Raw genomic sequence first — 19,546 nt, 5'->3', positions numbered from 1 at the left:
CGCTCGCGGGCTGGTTAAGGTTGTGGGTCTCATCGCCGCACATCGCCCACATGCTCGCATTCCCGACTGACCCTACCCGGCGCCAGTGGCGCCGGGCCGCCCTACTGTGCAGCGCCCTCCTGCTGGCGCTGCTGCCCGGGCGTTCCGGTATCCCCGAGGGCCAGCACCTGAGGGAGGTGCTGGCGCGCGACTTCCTCAGCGTGCACACCCGCAACACCCCCACCACTTACTACGAAGGGCGCCAGGGACCTACCGGCTTCGAATACGAGCTGATGCGGCGCTTCGCCAACCACCTGGGGGTCAGCCTGACCCTGGATGCCGACCATCATATCCAGGGCGTGCTGGACGCCGTGCGCGAGGAAGGCGACCTGGGCGCCGCCGCCCTGCCCCTGGACCCGACGTTGGACGGCCTGATCTTCAGCCGACCGATCATGCTGCTGCAGCCGCTGCTGGTCTATCGCCGCGGCCTGAACCCGCCGGAGAAGATCGCCGAGCTCGAGGGGCTGGAGATCGGCACCCTGCGCGGATCCGGGACCGACCGGGTGCTGCGCGAGCTGCAGGCCGAGCATCCTGGGCTGAGCTGGAAGGAATCCAGCGAACTGGAAGTGGCCGAGCTGCTTGGCCAGGTGGCCCGCGGCACCCTGGATGCCGCGGTGATCTTCGAGCGCCAGTTCCGCCTCAACCGGCTGTTCTTCCCCGAGGTCGAGGATGGTTTCACCCTCGGCAAGCCGCTCTCCCTGGCCTGGGCCTTCCCCGCTGGACGGGGCCTGGGGCTGGTCAACGCCGCCAACCGCTTCCTCGACGACCTGCGCCGCGACGGCGAACTCGACGCCCTGGTGGCCAGCTACTTCGACCACGACGACTACCTCGAGTATGTCGGCGCACGCACGTTCATCCAGCAAGCCCGCAAGCGCTTGCCGCCCTACACCGAACTGTTCCGCGAGGCCGCCCGCAACTCCGGCTTCGACTGGAAGCTGCTGGCCGCCGTGGGTTACCAGGAGTCGCACTGGGACCCCGCAGCCACCTCGCCCACCGGCGTGCGCGGGCTGATGATGCTGACCAATGCGACCGCCGGTGATCTCGGCGTCGACAATCGCCTCGACCCCGCCCAGAGCATCCACGGCGGCGCTCGCTACCTGCGCAGCCTCGAGGAGCGGCTGCCGGCATCGATCACCGGTGACGACCGCCTGTTCATGGCCATGGCCGCCTACAACGTCGGCCTCGGCCATCTCTACGATGCCCGCAAGATCGCCGAGCAGCGCGGCGACGACCCCGATCGCTGGCGCGACGTGCGCGAGGCCCTGCCACTGCTCCAGGAGCGCGAGTGGTATAGCCAGACCCGCCACGGCTATGCCCGCGGCGGCGAGCCGGTGATCTATGTGCGCAACATCCGCCGCTACTACGAGATCCTGGCCTACCTGGACCGCAGCCAGGAGCAGTTTTACGAACTCAATGCGCGCCTGCCCGACAAGGACGACGGCGCACTGTTCGAGCAGGTCCCGCCCGTCCTCTAGTCAATGGACTCCGGTAGTCAGTGGACTCCGGCCTCAGTCGTTCTCCAGGCCGTCGCGGCGCGCGGCGAAGAAATCCCGCAGCAGGCGGGCGGCGCGGCCGGCCAGCACCCCGCCCTCCACCGAAACTCGGTGGTTGTACCAGGGCTGGGCGAAGAGGTTGGCTTTCGATTCCGCCATGCCACTGCGCGGCTCGGCGGCGCCATAGACCACCCTCGCCAGGCGGGCATGGATGATCGCCCCGGTGCACATCAGGCAGGGCTCCAGGGTCACGAAGAGGGTGCTGCCGTCCAGCCGGTAGTTGCCGAGCCGCTCGCCGGCATCGCGCAAGGCACGAATCTCGGCATGGGCGCTGGGGTCGTGCTCCCCGACCGGGGCGTTGAAGCCGGCGCCGACGATCTCGCCCGCGGCGTCCACCACCACCGCACCCACCGGCACCTCGCCGGCTGCCAACCCCCGCCGGGCCTGATCCAGCGCCCGGTGCATGTAGAACTCGTCGCTGCGCACTGTCATGAACTCCCGTAGACTGGATGGCACTCAGACGATCGTATGGTAGCGATGGCCGGCACGCCATCGCTCCGGAGGAGAACGATGAAGCCCGATGCCCTGAACGCCCTGGTGGACCTGCTCGGCCTGGAGGCCCTTGAGGAGAACCTGTTCCGCGGCCGCAGCCAGGACCTGGGCCTGCCCCAGCTGTTCGGCGGGCAGGTGCTGGGCCAGGCGCTCTCGGCAGCCAGCCAGACCGTCGACCCGGCGCGCCGCACCCACTCCCTGCATGGCTACTTCCTGCGCCCCGGGGACCCGCATCGCCCGGTGGTCTACCAGGTCGACGCGGTGCGCGATGGCGGCAGCTTCACCACCCGCCGGGTCACCGCCATCCAGAAGGGGCGGCCGATCTTCTTCTGCAGCGCCTCCTTCCACGGCGAGGAGCAGAGCATCGCCCACCAGCCTGCCATGCCCGAGGTCGCCCCGCCCGAGACGCTGGCGGACGGCGATGCCCGCCTCGAACGCTTCCCCGGCCATCCCATCGAGTTCCTGCACCTGGGCGACGAGGCCGAGGCGGGCCGACCGGCGCGCAAGCGCCTCTGGTTCCGGCTGGTCGGCGAGCTGCCCGATGACCAGGCGCTGCACCGCTATCTGCTCGCCTACAGCTCCGACTTCAACCTGCTGACCACCGCCCTGGTGCCCCACGGCATCGACTTCCGCGACCCGCAGCTGCAGATCGCCAGCCTCGACCACGCCCTCTGGTTCCACCATGACGTCAGGGTCGACGACTGGCTGCTCTACGACATGGACAGCCCCTGGGCCGGCGGGGCACGAGGCTTCGCCCGCGGCAGCATCTACGACCGCCAGGGCCGGCTGGTCGCCTCCAGCGCCCAGGAGGGGCTGACCCGGCTGCGCCGCTGACGCCTGGCATCGGGCCCTGAGCGGCGCTACCATGCCCCTGCGCCGCAATAGCTCAGCTGGTAGAGCAACGCATTCGTAATGCGTAGGTCAGCGGTTCGACTCCGCTTTGCGGCACCAGAAATTCCTGAAGAAACGGTCACTTGGCTCATCGAGGCAGTGGCCGTTTCGCGTGTCGGCCTGTTCAGGCGGCAAGCAGGCAGCGCCCATCGGAGCGCCGCTCTGCTTCTCCGCTCGGACCGCCATGCCAGGACTTTCCCTTCCAGTTGCATGCAACTCTAGCCTAAAGTCTAGTAATACGGCACCCTGTTTCTCTTCTATCTTACAGATTGCATGCAATCCAGGACTTCCGCCGTGAGCACTAGCCGACACCTCGATGCCGCCCCCGTCGCCAGAACGGCCACCGCCCAGGTCCACGAGGCGCTCAAGCAGCGCATCCTCGACGGCAGCTACCGGCCCCACGACTACATCCGCGAGGCGAGCGTGGCCCGCGAGCTCGCGGTGAGCCGCACGCCGGTGCGCGAGGCGCTGCGGGAACTGGTTTCCGAGGGCTGGCTCGAGGCGATCCCCCACCATGGCGCCCGGGTGGTCGCCTGGACCGACAAGGACGCCCGCGAGGTCTTCGAGCTGCGCCTGGTGCTGGAACCCATGGCGGTACGGCTGGCCAGCGAGCGCCTGGACCGGTCACGGCTGGACCACCTGGCGTCACTGGCCGAGCGCATGGAGGCCCTGACCGAGCGCGTCGAGACCGACCCCGGCGTGCGCAACGAGATCGCCTTCCTCAACCACGAGTTTCACCGCGAGCTGGTGCTGGCCAGCGACAACCAGCGCCTGGCCAGCGTGCTGGAGAGCGTGGTGCGCACCTCGGTGATCCGTCGCAACTTCGGCAACTACGACCTCACCAACCTGCGCCGCAGCATGCGCCATCACCGCGAGATCCTCGAGGCCATCGTCGCCGGCAGCCCCGAGTGGGCTGAGCACGTGATGCGCGCCCACCTGCTGGCCGCCCAGGCCCTGCATGTCCGGTCAACCGACGTCCCCGACGGCGCCCCGCCGGGGACCTCCCCCCACTGACACCCAAGAGGCACCACAACAACAATGACGCCGCACGATACCCAATCCCCGACGCCCCTCAGCGACATCAAGGTCCTCGAGCTGGGCCAGCTGATCGCCGGCCCCTACTGTGGCCAGGTACTGGCCGACTTCGGCGCCCAGGTGATCAAGGTCGAGCCGCCCGGCAAGGGCGACGCCATGCGCCAGTGGGGCGAGGCCGACCGCGACACCGGCGAACCGCTGTGGTGGAACGTCATCGGCCGCAACAAGCAGTCGCTGACCCTGGACCTGCGACAGCCCCGCGGCCAGGAGCTGCTGCGCGAGCTGGCCAGCCAGGCCGACGTCATCATCGAGAACTTCCGCCCCGGCACCATGGAGCGTTGGGGGCTCGGCTACGATGAGCTCTCGCGGCACAACCCGGGCCTGGTGATGGTGCGCGTCACCGGCTTCGGCCAGGACGGCCCCTACGCCTCGCGGGCCGGCTTCGCCTCGGTGTGCGAGGCCATGGGGGGCCTGCGCCACCTGAGCGGCTACCCGGACCGCCCGCCGGTGCGCGTGGGCATCTCGCTGGGCGATACCCTGGCCGGCCTGCACGCGGCACTCGGCACCATGATGGCCCTGCACCAGCGCGACCGCAGCGGCCGCGGCCAGGTGGTCGACAGCTCGATCTTCGAGTCGGTGCTGGCGATGATGGAGAGCCTGGTCCCCGAGTACGCCCGCGCCTGCAAGGTGCGCGAGCGCAGCGGCAGCTTCCTGCCCAAGATCGCCCCCTCCAACGCCTATCCGGCACGCGATGGCCGCGACGTGATCATCGGCGCCAACCAGGACACGGTGTTCCGCCGCCTCTGCGAGGCGATGGGCCAGCCGCGCCTCGCCGACCACCCCGACTACGCCACCCACCGCGCCCGCGGCGAGCATCAGGCGGCCATCGATGACCTGGTCGCCGCCTGGACACGCGAGCACGATGCCCAGCAGGTGGTCGACATCCTGGCCGAGGCCGGCGTCCCGGCGGGGCTCGTCTACCGTGCGCCAGACATGCTCGATGACCCGCACTTCCAGGCCCGGGGGTCGATCGTCGAGGTGCCCGACCGCCACGGCCGCCCGCTACCCATGCAGAACGTCTTCCCGCGGCTCTCCGACACGCCGGGACGCGTCCGCGAGGTAGGGCCGGCACTGGGTGAGCACACCGAGCAGGTGCTCACCGGCTGGCTGGGTCTGGCACCCGAGGCCCTCGACGCCCTGCGCGCCGACGGCGTGATCTGAGGACACCGCCCCCATGGATCCCATCATCGTGCTGGTCGTGCTGGTCGTGCTGATCACCATCGGCTTCCCGATCTTCCTGGCCCTCGGCCTCTCCGGCCTGGTCGGGCTCTACATGGCCCGCGGCTCGCTGGCCTTCTTCTTCGCGCCCTCGTCGCTGTTCGGCCAGCTCAACGCCTTCGAGCTGATCGCCCTGCCGCTGTTCATCCTGATGGGCAACTTCCTGGGCGCCACCCCGGTGGGCTCGAGCCTGTTCACCGCCGCGGTGCGCTGGCTCAACTGGCTGCGTGGCAGCCTGGCGATCTCCTCGGTGGGGGCGTCGGCGATGTTCGGGGCCGTCTCCGGCGTGAGCCTGGCCGGCGTCGCCGCGGTGGGCTCCATCGCCGTGCCGCAGATGCTGGCGCGCGGCTACAGCCGTTCGCTGGCCGCCGGCGCCGTGGTCAGCGCCGGGGCTCTCGCCATGCTGATCCCGCCCAGCGTGCCCTTCATCATCTACGGCGCGGTCTCCAGCGTCTCGGTGGCCGACCTGTTCATCGGCGGCATCGTGCCCGGCATCGTGCTGGCGCTGGCGCTGTCGCTGTTCATCTACATTCGCGTGCGCCTCAACCCGGCCGAGGCGCCGGCCAGCGAGGAGCGCTTCACCTGGCGCCAGCGCTGGGCGAGCCTGGCCAATATCTGGCACGCCGGCTTGCTGGTGGTGGCGGTGCTGGGCTCCATCTACTCGGGCCTGGCCACCCCCAGCGAGGCGGCCGGCATCGGCGCCGCCGGCGCCTTCCTGATCGCCACGGTGGTGTTTCGCAGCCTCAGCTGGAAGACGTTCCTGTCGATCCTCGCCACCACCGCCCGGATCAGCGGCGCCATCCTGCTGATCATCGGCTGCGCCAAGATCTTCGGCGACTACCTCAACATGGTGCGGGTCCCGCAGCTGCTCACCGAGGCGCTCACCGCCACCGGCCTGCCCGCCTGGGCGATCCTGGTGGCAGTGATGCTGCTGCTGATCCTGCTCGGCATGATCGTCGACGCCGTGTCGCTGATCGTGGTGACCACCCCGGTGCTGCTGCCGCTGATCACCGCCCTGGGCTATGACCCGCTGTGGTTCGGCATCGTCATGGTGCTCAACCTCGAGATTGCCGTGGTCACCCCACCGGTGGGGCTCAACCTCTACGCGCTGCGCGGGGTCTGCCCCGAGCTCTCGGTGGAGGAGATCATCAGAAGCGCCCTGCCCTTCGTCGCCGTGCAGTTCCTCGTGCTGATGCTGTTCGTGTTCTTCCCCGGCCTCAGCCTGTGGTTGCCGGGGCTGATGTAGCCCCGGTGTGTCAACGTCAGTGACGTGAACCGTCACAACCGACCGTCACAACCGACCGTCACAACGGTCCATCACAACAACAAGCAGGAGATTCACCATGACTCTGTCCCGTCGCCAAGTCCTCAAGTACGGCACCTTCGCCACCGCCGGCGCCACCCTGTTCGGTAGCCAGAGCCTGCTGGCGCCGTATAGCCACGCCGCCACCACCCTCACCGGCGTCACTTACCTGCCCAATTCCTACAAGGCGCTGACCTACGGTTCCAACCGCTTCGTGGAGTTGCTCAAGGAGCACGGGGGCGATGCCCTCTCGGTGGACTTCTACGACTCCGGCCAGCTGCTGAAGGTGGACGAGCAGCTGCCGGCGCTGCGTGCCCGCAGCATCGACTTCATGTTCCATACCTTCTCCTACGTTACCCGCTCGATCCCGATCCTCGGTGTCACCGGCCTGCCCGGGGTAGCCGGCGAGCTCTACCGCCACCCGGAGCGCCTGCGCCAGGGCAGCCCGCTGATGACGCTGATCAATGAGGTGCTGGCCGAGGACAATCTCTACATGCTCACCTCCGGCGGCGGCATCCTCGAGCCGGAGTACCTGTGGAGTACCGAGGCGAGCCCGATCCGCCGCCTCGAGGAGGTGCGCGGCAAGAAGGTGCGCATCGTCGGCTTCGAGGCCACCCAGGCCTTCGAGCCCTACAACATCGGTGCCACCCGCATTCCCTCCTCCGAGACCTACATGGCCCTCCAGCGGGGCACCGTGGACGCGGGGGTCTTCAACATCTCGACGGTCATCGGCCGCAGCCTCCAGGAGCAGCTCAAGGTCTGCTACAAGCTACCGATCACCGGCTTCTCGGTGGCGCCCTTCATGCTGCGCGATACCTGGGACAACCTCGACGACGACGTCCGTGCCGTGCTGCAGAAGGCCGCCGACTGGTACGACGCCAACTTCATCGAGCACTGCAACAACGACATCTACCCCAACGAATACTGGCCCCAGGTCGAGCAGGCCGGCGTCGAGATCGTCGAGCCCACCGAGGAGGACCTCGAGACCTTCAATGCCGGCGTCCAGGACGTCTGGGACCACTGGAAGGGCGAGGTCGGCGAGGAGGTCGGCAGCCGGGCCATCGCGCTGGCCCTGGGCGAGGCCTGAGGGAAAGTGCCATGACGATGACTGCCCTGCGCGGCTGGGACGGCCTGCTGGCCGTCCTGCGCTGGACGTCGATGGCGGTGCTGGTGTTCATGATGGCGTCGATCTGCTACGACGCCATCATGCGCTACGTCTTCACGGCCCCGACCAGCTGGAGTCTGGAGATCAACTCCTTCCTGCTGGTCTACCTGGCCGTGATCGGCGCCGCCGAGGCCCAGCGCCACGACGCCCATATCCGCATCACCTACTTCAAGGACAAGCTGCCGTGGCGCCTGCGCGGTGCCATCGACCTGGCCACCGGGCTGCTGGGGGTCGCCTTCTGCACCATTCTGGTGTGGCGCGGCGGCATCATGGCCCTGCAGGCGCTGGAGTACAGCGAACGGGTCTCCAGCTCGCTGGGCACCCCCATGGTCTATCCCTATGCGCTGCTGCCCATCGGCTTCGCCGCCCTGGGCCTGCAGTTCCTGATCGATGCCGGCTGCACCCTGTTGCGCCTGCGCCATGGCCACGACGAGGAGGCGACCTCCCATGGCTGACACCCTGAGCCACAAGCTGATTCGCGACCACCTGGTGGGCGGCGAGATGGTGCCCGGCCGCGAGATCGCCCTGCGCATGGACCAGGCCCTGCTGCAGGACATCCTCGGCACCCTGGTGATGCTCGAGCTCGACGCCATGGGCCTCGAGCGGGTGCACACCTCGCCCAGCGTGCAGTACATCGACCACACCCTGATCCAGCAGGACAACATCAACGCCGACTCCCATCTGTTCCTGAAGAGCGCCTGCGAGCGCCTGGGGGTCTGGTACAGCGGCCCGGGCAACGGCATCAGCCACCCGGTGCACATGGAGCGCTTCGGTGTGCCCGGCCAGAGCCTGGTGGGCTGCGACAGCCACACCACCGCGGCCGGGGCGCTGGGAATGCTGGCCATCGGTGCCGGCGGCATCGAGGTGGCCATGGCCATGGCCGGCCAGCCGCTCTACCTGCCGATGCCGGAGATCGTCGGCGTCCACCTCGAGGGCGAGCTGCCCGACTGGGTGAGCGCCAAGGACGTGATCCTCGAACTGCTGCGCCGCCACGGAGTCGCCGGGGCGAAGAACTGCATCCTCGAGTACCACGGGCCGGGCCTGGCCACGCTCGACGCCATGGACCGCCACGTGCTGGCCAACATGGGCACCGAGATGGGCGCCACGTCGAGCGTCTTTCCCAGCGACGAGGTGACCCGCGACTTCCTGCGCTCGCGGGGCCGCGAGGCCGACTGGGTGGCGCTGGCCGCCGATCCGGGCTGTCGCTTCGATCGCACCGAGCGAATCGACCTCTCGCGTCTCGAGCCGTTGATCGCGCTGCCCTCCAGCCCCGACCGGGTGGTGGCGGTGGCCGAGGTCGCGGGGCAACCGCTCTACCAGGCCTACATCGGCTCCTCGGGCAATCCCGGCTACCGCGATATCGCGGTGGTGGCCGAGATCGTCAAGGGCAAAAACGTGGCCGGCAACGTCTCCCTGGACATCAATCCCTCGACCCGGCGGATCCTCGCCGCGCTGATCGACGAGGGCCACCTGGGCGCCCTGGTCGCCGCCGGTGCCCGCCTGCACCAGCCCGGCTGCAACGGCTGCATCGGCATGGGCCAGGCCCCGGCGGCGGGGCGCAACAGCCTGCGCACCGTGCCGCGCAACTTCCCCGGGCGCTCCGGCACCCGCGAGGACAGCGTCTTCCTGTGCAGCCCCGAGACCGCCGCCGCCTCGGCGCTCGGGGGCGTGATCACCGACCCGCGCACCCTCGACATGCCCTGCCCGCGGCCTCGCGAGCCCGCCGACATGGCCCTCGACGATGCCTGGTTCCTGCCGCCCTTGCCCGCCGACCAGGCCCGCGGCGTCGCGCTGCTGGCCACCGACAACACCCCGCCGCTGCCGTTGATCGCGCCGCTGCCCGCGACCCTGGAGGTGCCGGTGCTGCTGGCGGTGGGCGACAACGTCTCCACCGACGACATCATGCCCGCCGGCGCGCGGGTACTGCCGCTATGGAGCAATGTCCACGCCTCGGCGGAGCACCTCTTCGAGGCCGTCGACCCCGACTACGTCAGCCGCGCCCGCGAGCAGGGCGAGGCCGGCCACGCCATCGTCGGCGGCGCCAACTACGGCCAGGGCTCGAGCCGCGAGAACGCCGCCCTGGTGCCGCGCCTGCTGGGCCTTGAGCTGGTGATCGCCGAGAGCATCGCCCGCATCCACTGGCAGAACCTGCCCTGCTTCGGCGTGCTGCCGCTGACCCTGGCCGACCCGGCCGACCGGGCGCGGCTGACCCGGGGCACCCGCGTGCGTATCGAGGGCTGGCGCGAGCAGCTCGCCGCCGGCCGCGAAGTCACCGCGACCCTGGACGACGGCAGCCCCCTGGCCCTGACCCATGAGCTCAGCCCCCGCCAGCAGGCGATCCTCGCCGCCGGCGGGGTGATCAACTACCTCTCCTCCCCACCATGAACGACGAGATCGCTGCCATGACCCTACTCACGCCCCCCGAGCGGGTGGACATCGTCGAGGTCGCCCCGCGCGACGGTTTCCAGTCGATCCGCGAGCCGCTGCCCACGGACGAGAAGATCCGCTGCATCCAGCTGCTGATCGAGGCCGGCGTCACGCGCATGGAGATCGGCTCCTTCGTCAGCCCCCGGGCCATCCCGCAGATGGCCGATACCGGGGCGCTGGTCGCCGCCTTTTCCGACCGGGCCGCCATGCGCTTCTCGGCCCTGGTGCCCAACCTCAGGGGCGCGGAGCTGGCCCTGGCCCAGGGCATTCGCGAGCTGGTCTTCGTGGTCTCGGTCTCCGAGTCCCACAACCAGGCCAACGTGCGGCGCAGCGTGGCCCAGTCCCTCGAGGACCTCGCCCGCATCGTCGAGCTGCTCGAGCGCGACGGCAACGCCTGCCTGCGCCTCGACCTGGGCACCAGCTTCGACTGCCCCTACGAGGGCACCATCGCCTGGCACCAGGTCGATGACGTGCTCTCCCGGGCTCGCGCCCTGTGCGGGAACCTCCACCTGGAGGTCGCGCTGTGCGACACCACCGGGCGCGCCACGCCCTACCAGGTGGCCGAGCACTTCCGCCAGCTGGTCGCGCGACACCAGGGGCCGCGGCTGACCTGGGCCTTCCATGGCCACGACACCTACGGCATGGGCGTGGCCAACGCGCTGTTCGCCATCCACCACGGCGCCACCACGGTGGACACCGCCTGCGCCGGGCTGGGCGGCTGCCCCTTCGCCCCCGGCGCCACCGGCAACACGGCCACGGAAGACCTCGTCTACGCCCTCAACGGGGGCCAGGTCTACAGCGGGATCGACCTGTCGCGGCTGCTGGCGGCGGCCGATGCCATCGCCGCCCTGCCCGGGGGACAGACCGCCAGCCACCTGCGGCAAGTGCCCAGGGACCGGGTAGCCTGAACCGCCGTGCCGGTCGTCCTGCTCGCCACCACCCTGGTGCTGGCCTTCTCCTCGCTGGTGGCGCTGTTTCCCGCCGCCATCGCGCCGGAGGTGGCCAGGGCCCTGGGGGTCTCCTCGGCCACGGTGGGCCTGCAGGTCAGCCTGATCTTCGCCGGCGCCATGCTGACGTCGCTGGTGGGTGGCCCCCTGACCCGGCGCCTGGGCCCCTGCCGCACCAGCCAGCTCTCGCTGGCCCTGCTGGGCGGCGGCGCCGGGCTGCTGGCCATCCCCACCCTGCCGAGCTTCGCCGTCGCCTCGCTGGTGGCCGGCCTCGGCTATGGCCTGACCAACCCCTCGGCCTCCCTTCTGCTGGTGCGCTTCACCCCGCCCGGGCGACGCGGGCTGATCTTCTCCCTCAAGCAGTCCGGCGTGCCCCTGGGCGGGGTGATCGCCGGCGCCAGCGCCCCCTTCCTGGCGCTGCTGATCGGCTGGCAGGCGGGGCTGCTGGTGCTCACCGGCCTCGCCCTGGCCGGCATCGCCGCCCTGCAGCTCGCCCGGCCTCGCTGGGACGACCAGCGCGACCCCCACACCCCCTGGCTGGCCACCCCCTTCGCCGGGCTCGCCGTCGTTTGGCAGCAGCGTTCGCTGCGCCACGTGGCGCTGCTCAGCCTCTGCTTCTCGGCGATCCAGCTATCGGTCTCGGCCTTCACCGTGGCGCTGCTGGTGGAGGACCTGGCCTTCGGCCTGGTCGAGGCGGGGCTGGTGATGTCCGGCGTGCAGGTCGTCGGGATCGTCGGGCGCATCGGCTGGGGCTGGGTCGGCGACCGGCTGGGCGACCGCCTGACCGCTCTCGCCCTGATCGCCTGCACCACCGCGGTCGGCGCCCTGCTGGTGGCCACCATGACGCCGGCCTGGCCCAGGCCGCTGGTCACTGGCCTGCTGTGCCTGCTGAGCCTCTCCTCGCTGGGCTGGAACGGCGTCTTCATGGCCGAGATCACCCAGCTGGCGCCGGCCGAGCGCATCGCCGATGCCGCCGGCGGCTGCCTGGTCTTCACCTATGGCGGCGTGCTGCTCGGCCTCCCCCTGTTCACGGCACTGCACGGCCTGTTCGGCCGCTACACGCCGGTCTTCGCCGTCCTCGCGGGCATCGCCCTGGTCGGCCTGTGGCTGATCCGACAGGCCCGCCTCGCCGCCCGCCGCGAGGCAACCGAGCGGTCAACGAGCGGGAGCGGCGACGGCTAGCGCCTCAGGGCTTGCCGGCGGGTCAGGCGCCGGCCTGCGACTGGCCGACGTCCCCGGGAATGGAGGCGCCGTTGACGATGCCGTCACCACCACGGCTTGCGGCACGTTCTCAGCGCGTCTTGACCCGCATCAACTCGTCCCAGCGGGTGGTGTAGCGCGAGGTGCGCCGCTGGCAGCGCAGCGCCCAGGCGGTGCCCCGGCGCGGCAGGCCGAAGCGCACGGTATCGCGGCCCATCTCGCGGTTGAGCCGGTCCACCGTCGCCATCAGCCGCTGGCTGCGCCCGCGCGCCGCCTCGCTGCGTGGCGCCAGCAGCGAGAGCTGATGGCGGTCGGCCTCCACCAGGTCGAGCAGCATCACCCCGCACTTCTGGTAGCGCACGCCCTCGAGGAAGATCGCCGCGAGCCCCCGGGCGGCGGCCTCGAGCAGCTCGCGGCTGTCGTCGCTGGGGGCCGGTAACGCCACCACCACGCTGTTGCGGTACTGGCGCTCGCCGGCCAGGTGCGGGTTGCTGCGCACAAAAACCATCAGCGCCCGGGCCTGGCTGCCCTGGTCGCGCAGCTTCTCGGCGGCCCGGGCGGCGTGCTGGCGCACGGCCTCCTGCAGGTCCGGGAAGGCGCCGGTCAGCCGGCCGAAGGAGCGCGAGACCATGATGCGCTGGCGCGGCTCATGGAGGTCATCGAGGACGATGGCCGGGCGGCCGCGCAGCTCCCAGACGATGCGCTCCAGCACCACCGAGAAATGGCGGCGGACCTGCTTGGGGTCGGCCTGGCGCAGCTGCCAGGCGGTGTGGATCTCCATCAGCGCCAGGCGTTCGGCGGTGCGTCGCGCCACGCCCCACAGCTCGGTCACCGGCAGCCCCTCGAGCAGCGCCCGGGTGGCGGGCCCCTCGGCCTCGAGCAGGCAGACGCCCTCGTAGGCCGCGAGCGACTTGGCCGCCCGGTTGGCCACCTTGGCCAGCACCCGGGTCGGCGCCAGCCCCACGCAGACGGGAATGCCGGTATCGCGGCGTACCGTCTCGCGCAGCCGCTGGGCATGCGCCTCCAGGCCGGCCGGGGCGAAGCCGGAAAAGCCCACGAAGCTCTCGTCGATGGAGTAGGCCTCCACGTCCGGCGAAAACTCGGCCAGGATCAGGTTGACCCGGCGGCTCATGTCGCCGTAGAGCGCATAGTTGCTGGAGAGCAGCACCGCCTGGCGGCGGATGGCCGGCGGCAGCAGGTGCATCGGCGCGCCCATCGCCACGCCCAGCGCCCTGAGCTCGTTGGAGCGCGCCACCACGCAGCCGTCGTTGTTACCTGTAGGTTTGCACTAGATTCTGCATTACTGTAGATTTAATGAAAATGGACCGAGAGCAAGGTAAAGTGGAAAAATCTAAGGTATTGATATTACCAACATTAATATTGACGGAAACGTGTCAGAAATCTGATCAGAATGCCATTAAAAACATTATTCCTGCTAGCCGTGGTGGTGTGTCAACAACTTACTATTCACGCCCCTTTGGGGATCATAGCGGGAAATATAAAAAAATTGACGATTATTCATATAACTATTTTCCAGTTGTACTGAATGGGGTTAATGCGCCTTGGAAGGAAGCAAACCTATACCTTCTAGCTCGATTTGAAAATGGTTTAAAAGGCTCTATATCAACCTTTCATTCCATCGCCTCCGACTTGTCTTATTATAAAAAATTCCTTGAAAATGAGGGGCTAGACCCATTTGAGTTCCCTAAAAGGAAGTTGCTAAGACCAACCTATAGGTATAGGAATTCTCTAGTTTTATCCGTACAAGCTGGTGACCTTTCATCAACTACAGCTTCACGCAGAGTAAGTTCAATCCTTGGCTTCTATCGTTGGATTATAGGCGAAACAGCGATTACATTGAGTAACCCACCTTGGGATGAGCATGATGCTTATATCAGTATCAACGACCGGTACGGGTCTGCAAAATCTAAGAAAGTTGCTGCTACTGATATAGCGATAAAATCGCCTAAATTTGATGATCCATACTCAGACTCAATCAATGACGCAGGAGAATTAAGGCCGTTACCTCTTGATGAACAGGTAGAACTAATAAGAATACTTGCTAGGCTAGGGAATGTAGAGATGACGCTAATACACCTTATTTCCCTATTTACCGGTGCACGAATACAAACAGTCCTTACTCTCAGGGATAGGCACTTCACTGAGAGCAGGTTGAGTAGCGGTAACGAGGTTCGAATAAAAGTTGGTCCATCTACTATGGTCGATACAAAAAATGGAAAGCGGATGGTGTTGAGATTCCCAGTCTGGCTTTTTAATAAATTAAGAGTGTATATAAGTAGTGAAAGGGCAGCAAGCAGAAGGGAAAAGTATAAAGGCGACAAGGAAAAAGTAAATGTATTCCTAACAAACCGAGGAAGTCCTTATTACGATTCAAAATCTGATCTTTCAAATTTCGACCCAAGTAATACGAAAAGGCGTGCTAGGGATGGCGCGTTAGTAAGGCAGTTTATCTCCCAGCATGTTTTGCCACTGATGCGACTTAGACTTAATGATAGCAATTATAGATACAAGTTTCATGACTTGAGAGCCACGTTTGGAATGAACCTCACAGAGATGAAGCTTCGAGAAGTCCAGTTAGGAGTGATTACTCTACACCAAGCTAGAGACTTTGTTAGATCAGCTATGGGTCATGAAAAATTAGAGACGACCGACCTGTACTTGAATCATGAATATAATATCAAAATGGTCAGGGATACCCAGAAAGGTTATGAAACCCACCTTGAGAAGTTGATGAATGCTGTGGGTGATATCAGTGAAATTTACTAATTTTAAGGAGATAGAGAAAGAATATAAGCTTCCATTAAGAGGATCAAGCATAATAGACCCAAGCAAAGCCATACTGGTTACCGAGGATAACCAGAAGATTTGGGTAGGGGGGATGTGTTACTTTTGGAGGTACTTGACAACGCAAAAACGCTTTGTGGTTATTGATAGCTTAATGGAAGACCGCATCTCTTATGTCCATGAAGTTATTTCTTATTTCGATAATTTGGTAATGTATGATTCTAGAAAAGGAATATCACTAAGCGGTTTGTTTAGGTCTTGCTGTAAATTCATAACTTGGTGTGATGAAAGCGGGCATGATGAATTTCATCATAGCAAAGAAAATGCTAAAAAAGCCTATGTAGGATTCGTAAGATATTTGCATGAGCAGGTAAATACATATAAGTTAAAGACAGGCACGGCAGTTCCTTATCAAGCAGCCGCAAGAGACTTGCTATCATATACCATGGACTATGGTGATATTAACTCAGGAGTCAATGAGCTTTACACAAGAAATGACTCAGAGTCTCGCGAACCTCCATCGGAAGATAGACAGTCAATCTCACTTTCAGTCTGTGACGCTCTGTTTGAGAGAATTTCAGATTTTATAATGAATAAAGAAGACTATCCTTTCCACATTAGTTTCCCCAAGTGTATAGGTCTTCCTGAGCCTGATCAGTGGGTTTTCCCCTCGTACTCGTTCTTCTATAAAGAACTTGATAAGTATGGATCAGTGGCCGATTACAGGAATTCTAGATTCATTAATCGTCGTGAGGGCCGCCTCAGGACTCCTGAGGAATATGAACGAGCTTACGGAAACGCCAGCGGAATCGTAAAGAATAATTACCATAAAGCACTATCGGCACTTACAAAAACAAATAAGAAATATTTTCATCATTCAAGAATTCAGCTGGCTCGTTTGGCGACGTTATCTTTTGCTACCCTGTTTTTGGCTAATACTGGGATGAATAGTGCTCAGGTTTTTAACCTTAAATGGAGCGAAGACTATGAGCTAAAGAAAGAGCGATACGGATTTAAAGCAGTAAAGTTTCGAGCTGGCAATAGAAAGGTAAGCTTTGAGATCCAAAATAAGTTTGTCAAGAAGTTCAAAAAATACATAAAAATGAGAAAGTATCTTGCTGAAGTAGTAGAGTCTGATGCACTGATACTTACGGGCCTTAAAGCGCAAGAAACTATGTTTCCCGTAACCAGAGCATTCGAAAAGCTAGGTGTCCCAGCAAGCCTTGTCATGCCTAGTGAGTGGCGAGCTGCAAAATCCGATTGGCTAATCTCTAACTCTGATATCTCCACCACGGCAACTCTTCTTCAAAATACAGAGTATGTGGTAAAAAATAACTACGCTGCAGGGTCTCACACAACACATGTTGACCAAATGGGAGCCTTCCTAAATTATCTTTCTAGTAGCGCGATTATTATTTCTGATCGTGATGAAGATATTAGTTTAGGATATATAGAGAGTGCTGTTGGATCTTGCAAAAGCCAGGGCGATCCAACAAAGCCGAATGCTGATACTTCAATAGTCCCAAATTGTGTTCAGCCTGAAGGGTGCTTGTTTTGCGAGAATTATGCTGTTCATGCTGACGATAAGGATATAAGGAAGTTATTAAGCTGCTTATATATGGTTGAGCTTGGGAAACCATTAAGCGGTACAATAGATGACTTTGATCGAATGTTTGGCTCTGTTATCCATCGAATATGGGAACTGATAAACCATATCAAGGAGCGATCTAAAGAACACCAGGATATGGTTTTAAGAATTGAAAATGAGGTTTTTGAAAAAGAAGAATTAGACCCGTACTGGGAGCATAAAGCTATAATGTTAATCGAACTGGGAGCGGTTTAATTTTGAGTGTTAATAATACGGTTTGGCAGTCGAAAATTACTGTTCCTGTTGGTATTACGCCTCCGGATGATTTCATTGGCCGGTTGGGGGATTATCCCACACCCTCGTTCGTTATCTCTCGCGATAGGTCCGGTAATCCAGTATCAGTATTTGAAGACGACTGCTGGGATTTTAGAGCCTACGACATTAAATATAGGCCAACAGCTTTGTATTTTGGTTATTGGATATCCGGAGACATTGATTTCAGAAATAGAGAGATACTGGATTCTCTGAAGAGACTTATCTTCTGCTTGATATGGTTTCACCCTAGAAAAGCACACTCTACCAAAAGCATTACCAAGATAAGCTCCGCTCTTAAACTTATTGGCGAGTTCGCCTATAAGCAGAATGTTAGTGTAGAGCAGTTGTTATCAAGTTATGAGCTTCTAGGAAAGATGGCTGAAGGTGATAGAGGGCAACCCGTCTCAGGCGATACTCTTTTTGCTTTAAAGAATCTTATCCAGTCATTGTTCAAAGTGGGACCTCAAGCTTTAGGGTTTGAAATATGTACTGTTAATAAATTAACAGATTTTTTGTCGAGTTTGTATGAATACAGAAAAAGCCTCCGTCAGACCCCACCTATCCCCTCGCGCATCTATTCAAAAATTATTCGGAATAGTTGTAGCTTTCTCGATATTATTGAGCCAAAGATGGATGATCTTATATGGCTTATAGAAAAACATGAAGACAATTCTTATACGGGTTTGACACATAATGCTCAAAAAACCAAGGCCCGCAAAGAAGGCAAGATGTTCGTTCAGCATGATCGTTTTCTCAAGCATGCGATAGAGGCTGGAAAACCCTATGTCGATGCTCGACTTTACAAAACTTTGGACGATTTAATCGAGGAAAAAGAACTCGATGAACTATTTGAAAAAATAGAATTCAGCCGAAGCCCTCATGGTTTAGCAACAGGAATTATGAAAATTCAGTACCTTTGCAAAACCATTATCCAAATTTTTACGGGAATGCGTCATGAAGAAGCACGATTCCTGCCATTCGATTGCCTAGACGTGCAAGTTAGAAATAGGAATAGATTCTATCTGATCGAAGGATTAACGACAAAGTTTGGAGAAAAAAATGCTAAATGGGTAACCAACGATGCTGGTGCCAGAGCGGTAAGACTTGCCCAAAAATTAGCAAATTTTGTTTATAGGTTTATAAATGTAGTGCCTAAAAAAATGTTGGAAACTCCCTTGTTTATCACTCCTGGCTATACAGGCGTAGGAACTAATTTTATCCCTCTTCCAGAGGATGGTGTTTTGGTACCCCAGGTGATGTCCGCGAATGAATATAAAAGGGCTTCCTATCTTCATGTCGAGATCACTGAGAATGACGTATCTGAGCTTGAATCTATTGACCCATTTCGCTCATGGAGAGAAGAAAGTGAGTTTTCCATTGGTAGTATCTGGCCTTTGAAGAGTCATCAGTTTAGGCGCTCTTTGGCACTTTATGCTTCCTGTTCTGGAATGGTGTCACTTCCATCCTTAAGGAGGCAGTTAAAGCATATAACGAATGATATGTCTTTATATTATTCTCAAGGAAGTTCTTTCGCCAAAAATATGCTCAGTGAAGTTAAAGATCACTTTATAAAGGAGTACCAAATCGCTCAGCCTATTGCTCAGTCACTTGCCTATCTTTCAGATGTTCTTCTTTCAGATGAGCGCTTATTTGGTGCTGCTGGGGCTTTGGTTACGGCTAGAGCAGATGGTCACATCCTGGCCGAAGAGAGGAAAGTAATCGAGCGCAGGTTTAAGAATGGAGAAATCGCCTACCAAGAAACCGTATTGGGCGGTTGTATCGCTGTGAATTCTTGCGATAGAAAGGCTCTTAGGTCGCTTACAGCATGCATTGGCTGTGATAAGGCAATTCTCAAAGGGTCTAAACTCAGGAGAGTTATAGGTGCTCAAGAAAGATTTTTGGAAAAGCTTAATAAAGACTCAGTTGAATATAGAACCGAAGTTTCTGAGTTGAAAATTCTTAAGTCTATGTACTCAAAGGTCGAATCCAGGGAGACAGAAAATGGATGAAGTTTTGTCAGAATACTTTGCTGCTCTTGATCGCCTTAAAAGGAATAAGCCCATCCGTGTTGCGAAAGGATCAAAAATCACGAATGATTCAGTAGCCCTTGAAGCGGGTAGAAAAAAGGGCACTATCAAAAAATCTAGGGTTATTTACTCAGCGCTTATTGATGAAATCAATCAAGCAAAGAGGAAAAGCAAAGTGCCTGATACGTCAAGCGCCCAGGAGTTAAGAGAGGCGAAGATGTTGGCCAAAAAGTATAAAAGCCTCTGGGAAGAGGCTCTTCAAAGGGAGATATCTCTGCTTCATGAAAATCATGAGTTAAAAGAAGAGAGAGCTTTGCTCTTGAAGGGAAAGGTGGAAAAGATTCGCTAGCAAGATCCGTTAAGAAATTATGGGTATCCGGATTAAGTGGTTGATTTTCTAATGATCACAGTATGAGACAAACAGTACCCTCAGCGGATTAGTTGGTTGATCACAAGGCAGAGGGGGGTTATTGAAATCCCT

General features: G+C 61.2%; 16 protein-coding genes, 1 tRNA gene and 1 pseudogene. 15 read left to right on the top strand and 3 right to left on the bottom strand.

Annotated elements, in window-relative coordinates:
- Nucleotides 1-50: 50 nt before the first annotated feature.
- On the top strand, nt 51-1,514 hold the full coding sequence (gene mltF / locus OP498_RS07715; protein ID WP_280553148.1) for a membrane-bound lytic murein transglycosylase MltF: 1,464 nt from the start codon (nt 51-53) through the stop codon (nt 1,512-1,514).
- Between the two features lie 33 nt (nt 1,515-1,547).
- On the opposite strand, the gene tadA is transcribed toward mltF, so the two are convergent.
- Nucleotides 1,548-2,018, bottom strand: coding sequence for a tRNA adenosine(34) deaminase TadA (gene tadA / locus OP498_RS07710; protein ID WP_280553209.1), 471 nt, complete (start codon nt 2,016-2,018; stop codon nt 1,548-1,550).
- Between the two features lie 84 nt (nt 2,019-2,102).
- Here tadA and OP498_RS07705 point away from each other — a divergent pair, with 84 nt between their 5' ends.
- The 10 genes from OP498_RS07705 to OP498_RS07660 all read left to right on the top strand — a co-directional run bounded on the left by OP498_RS07705 (nt 2,103) and on the right by OP498_RS07660 (nt 12,312).
- Nucleotides 2,103-2,918: an acyl-CoA thioesterase II gene (locus OP498_RS07705; RefSeq protein WP_280553147.1), complete on the top strand. Its 816-nt coding sequence runs from the start codon at nt 2,103-2,105 to the stop codon at nt 2,916-2,918.
- A 41-nt stretch (nt 2,919-2,959) separates the two neighbouring features.
- Nucleotides 2,960-3,035: transfer RNA gene (locus OP498_RS07700), tRNA-Thr, on the top strand.
- A gap of 234 nt (nt 3,036-3,269) precedes the next feature.
- On the top strand, nt 3,270-3,989 hold the full coding sequence (locus tag OP498_RS07695) for a GntR family transcriptional regulator (protein WP_280553146.1): 720 nt from the start codon (nt 3,270-3,272) through the stop codon (nt 3,987-3,989).
- 24 nt (nt 3,990-4,013) lie between these two features.
- A complete protein-coding gene (locus OP498_RS07690; RefSeq protein ID WP_280553145.1) occupies nt 4,014-5,231 on the top strand; it encodes a CaiB/BaiF CoA-transferase family protein in 1,218 nt (405 codons plus the stop codon).
- A gap of 13 nt (nt 5,232-5,244) precedes the next feature.
- Entirely contained in the window at nt 5,245-6,534 is a 1,290-nt protein-coding gene (locus OP498_RS07685; RefSeq protein ID WP_280553144.1) for a TRAP transporter large permease, read from the top strand.
- Nucleotides 6,535-6,631: 97 nt separating this feature from the next.
- Entirely contained in the window at nt 6,632-7,678 is a 1,047-nt protein-coding gene (gene dctP / locus OP498_RS07680; RefSeq protein ID WP_280553143.1) for a TRAP transporter substrate-binding protein DctP, read from the top strand.
- An 11-nt stretch (nt 7,679-7,689) separates the two neighbouring features.
- On the top strand, nt 7,690-8,211 hold the full coding sequence (locus OP498_RS07675) for a TRAP transporter small permease (protein ID WP_280553142.1): 522 nt from the start codon (nt 7,690-7,692) through the stop codon (nt 8,209-8,211).
- Nucleotides 8,204-10,141, top strand: a complete 1,938-nt coding sequence (locus OP498_RS07670) for an aconitate hydratase (protein ID WP_280553141.1) — start codon at nt 8,204-8,206, stop codon at nt 10,139-10,141. Before OP498_RS07675 ends, OP498_RS07670 begins: the two co-directional genes overlap by 8 nt.
- A 17-nt stretch (nt 10,142-10,158) precedes the next feature.
- Nucleotides 10,159-11,091, top strand: a complete 933-nt coding sequence (locus tag OP498_RS07665; protein ID WP_280546168.1) for a hydroxymethylglutaryl-CoA lyase — start codon at nt 10,159-10,161, stop codon at nt 11,089-11,091.
- 6 nt (nt 11,092-11,097) lie between these two features.
- Entirely contained in the window at nt 11,098-12,312 is a 1,215-nt protein-coding gene (locus tag OP498_RS07660) for an MFS transporter (protein WP_280553140.1), read from the top strand.
- 109 nt (nt 12,313-12,421) lie between these two features.
- On the opposite strand, the gene OP498_RS18585 is transcribed toward OP498_RS07660, so the two are convergent.
- Together OP498_RS18585 and OP498_RS07655 are read right to left on the bottom strand one after the other, a co-directional pair.
- Complete coding sequence (locus OP498_RS18585) at nt 12,422-12,577, bottom strand: DUF4113 domain-containing protein (RefSeq protein ID WP_348533479.1); 156 nt, start codon at nt 12,575-12,577, stop codon at nt 12,422-12,424.
- 57 nt (nt 12,578-12,634) lie between these two features.
- Nucleotides 12,635-13,591, bottom strand: a pseudogene (locus OP498_RS07655) (Y-family DNA polymerase); the annotation flags it as partial.
- 80 nt (nt 13,592-13,671) lie between these two features.
- On the opposite strand from OP498_RS07655, the gene OP498_RS07650 reads away from it, so the two are divergent.
- The 4 genes from OP498_RS07650 to OP498_RS07635 are packed head-to-tail and all read left to right on the top strand — an operon-like array spanning nt 13,672 to nt 19,414.
- Nucleotides 13,672-15,117, top strand: a complete 1,446-nt coding sequence (locus OP498_RS07650) for a site-specific integrase (protein ID WP_146742455.1) — start codon at nt 13,672-13,674, stop codon at nt 15,115-15,117.
- Nucleotides 15,104-16,978 carry a hypothetical protein gene (locus OP498_RS07645; RefSeq protein ID WP_146742454.1) on the top strand — a complete coding sequence of 625 codons (1,875 nt, stop codon included), beginning with the start codon at nt 15,104-15,106 and terminating at the stop codon, nt 16,976-16,978. The genes OP498_RS07650 and OP498_RS07645 overlap by 14 nt, the downstream gene beginning before the upstream one ends.
- Nucleotides 16,979-16,980: 2 nt before the next feature.
- Nucleotides 16,981-19,047, top strand: coding sequence for a TerB family tellurite resistance protein (locus OP498_RS07640; RefSeq protein WP_258395864.1), 2,067 nt, complete (start codon nt 16,981-16,983; stop codon nt 19,045-19,047).
- The gene (locus tag OP498_RS07635) at nt 19,040-19,414 is read left to right on the top strand and encodes a hypothetical protein (protein ID WP_112053167.1); all 375 of its coding nucleotides are present in this window, start codon (nt 19,040-19,042) and stop codon (nt 19,412-19,414) included. Before OP498_RS07640 ends, OP498_RS07635 begins: the two co-directional genes overlap by 8 nt.
- Nucleotides 19,415-19,546 lie beyond the last annotated feature (132 nt).

The organism is Halomonas sp. 25-S5 (assembly GCF_029889845.1).
Taxonomy (GTDB): Bacteria; Pseudomonadota; Gammaproteobacteria; order Pseudomonadales; family Halomonadaceae; genus Halomonas.
This window is presented reverse-complemented; position numbering and strand designations above follow the sequence as displayed.

Coding starts and splice junctions, on each gene's coding strand:
- mltF (WP_280553148.1), top strand. CDS start 51: ATGCTCGCATTCCCGACTGACCCTACCCGGCGCCAGTGGCGCCGGGCC.
- OP498_RS07705 (WP_280553147.1), top strand. CDS start 2,103: ATGAAGCCCGATGCCCTGAACGCCCTGGTGGACCTGCTCGGCCTGGAG.
- OP498_RS07690 (WP_280553145.1), top strand. CDS start 4,014: ATGACGCCGCACGATACCCAATCCCCGACGCCCCTCAGCGACATCAAG.
- OP498_RS07685 (WP_280553144.1), top strand. CDS start 5,245: ATGGATCCCATCATCGTGCTGGTCGTGCTGGTCGTGCTGATCACCATC.
- dctP (WP_280553143.1), top strand. CDS start 6,632: ATGACTCTGTCCCGTCGCCAAGTCCTCAAGTACGGCACCTTCGCCACC.
- OP498_RS07675 (WP_280553142.1), top strand. CDS start 7,690: ATGACGATGACTGCCCTGCGCGGCTGGGACGGCCTGCTGGCCGTCCTG.
- OP498_RS07670 (WP_280553141.1), top strand. CDS start 8,204: ATGGCTGACACCCTGAGCCACAAGCTGATTCGCGACCACCTGGTGGGC.
- OP498_RS07665 (WP_280546168.1), top strand. CDS start 10,159: ATGACCCTACTCACGCCCCCCGAGCGGGTGGACATCGTCGAGGTCGCC.
- OP498_RS18585 (WP_348533479.1), bottom strand. CDS start 12,577: ATGGCGACGGTGGACCGGCTCAACCGCGAGATGGGCCGCGATACCGTG.
- OP498_RS07635 (WP_112053167.1), top strand. CDS start 19,040: ATGGATGAAGTTTTGTCAGAATACTTTGCTGCTCTTGATCGCCTTAAA.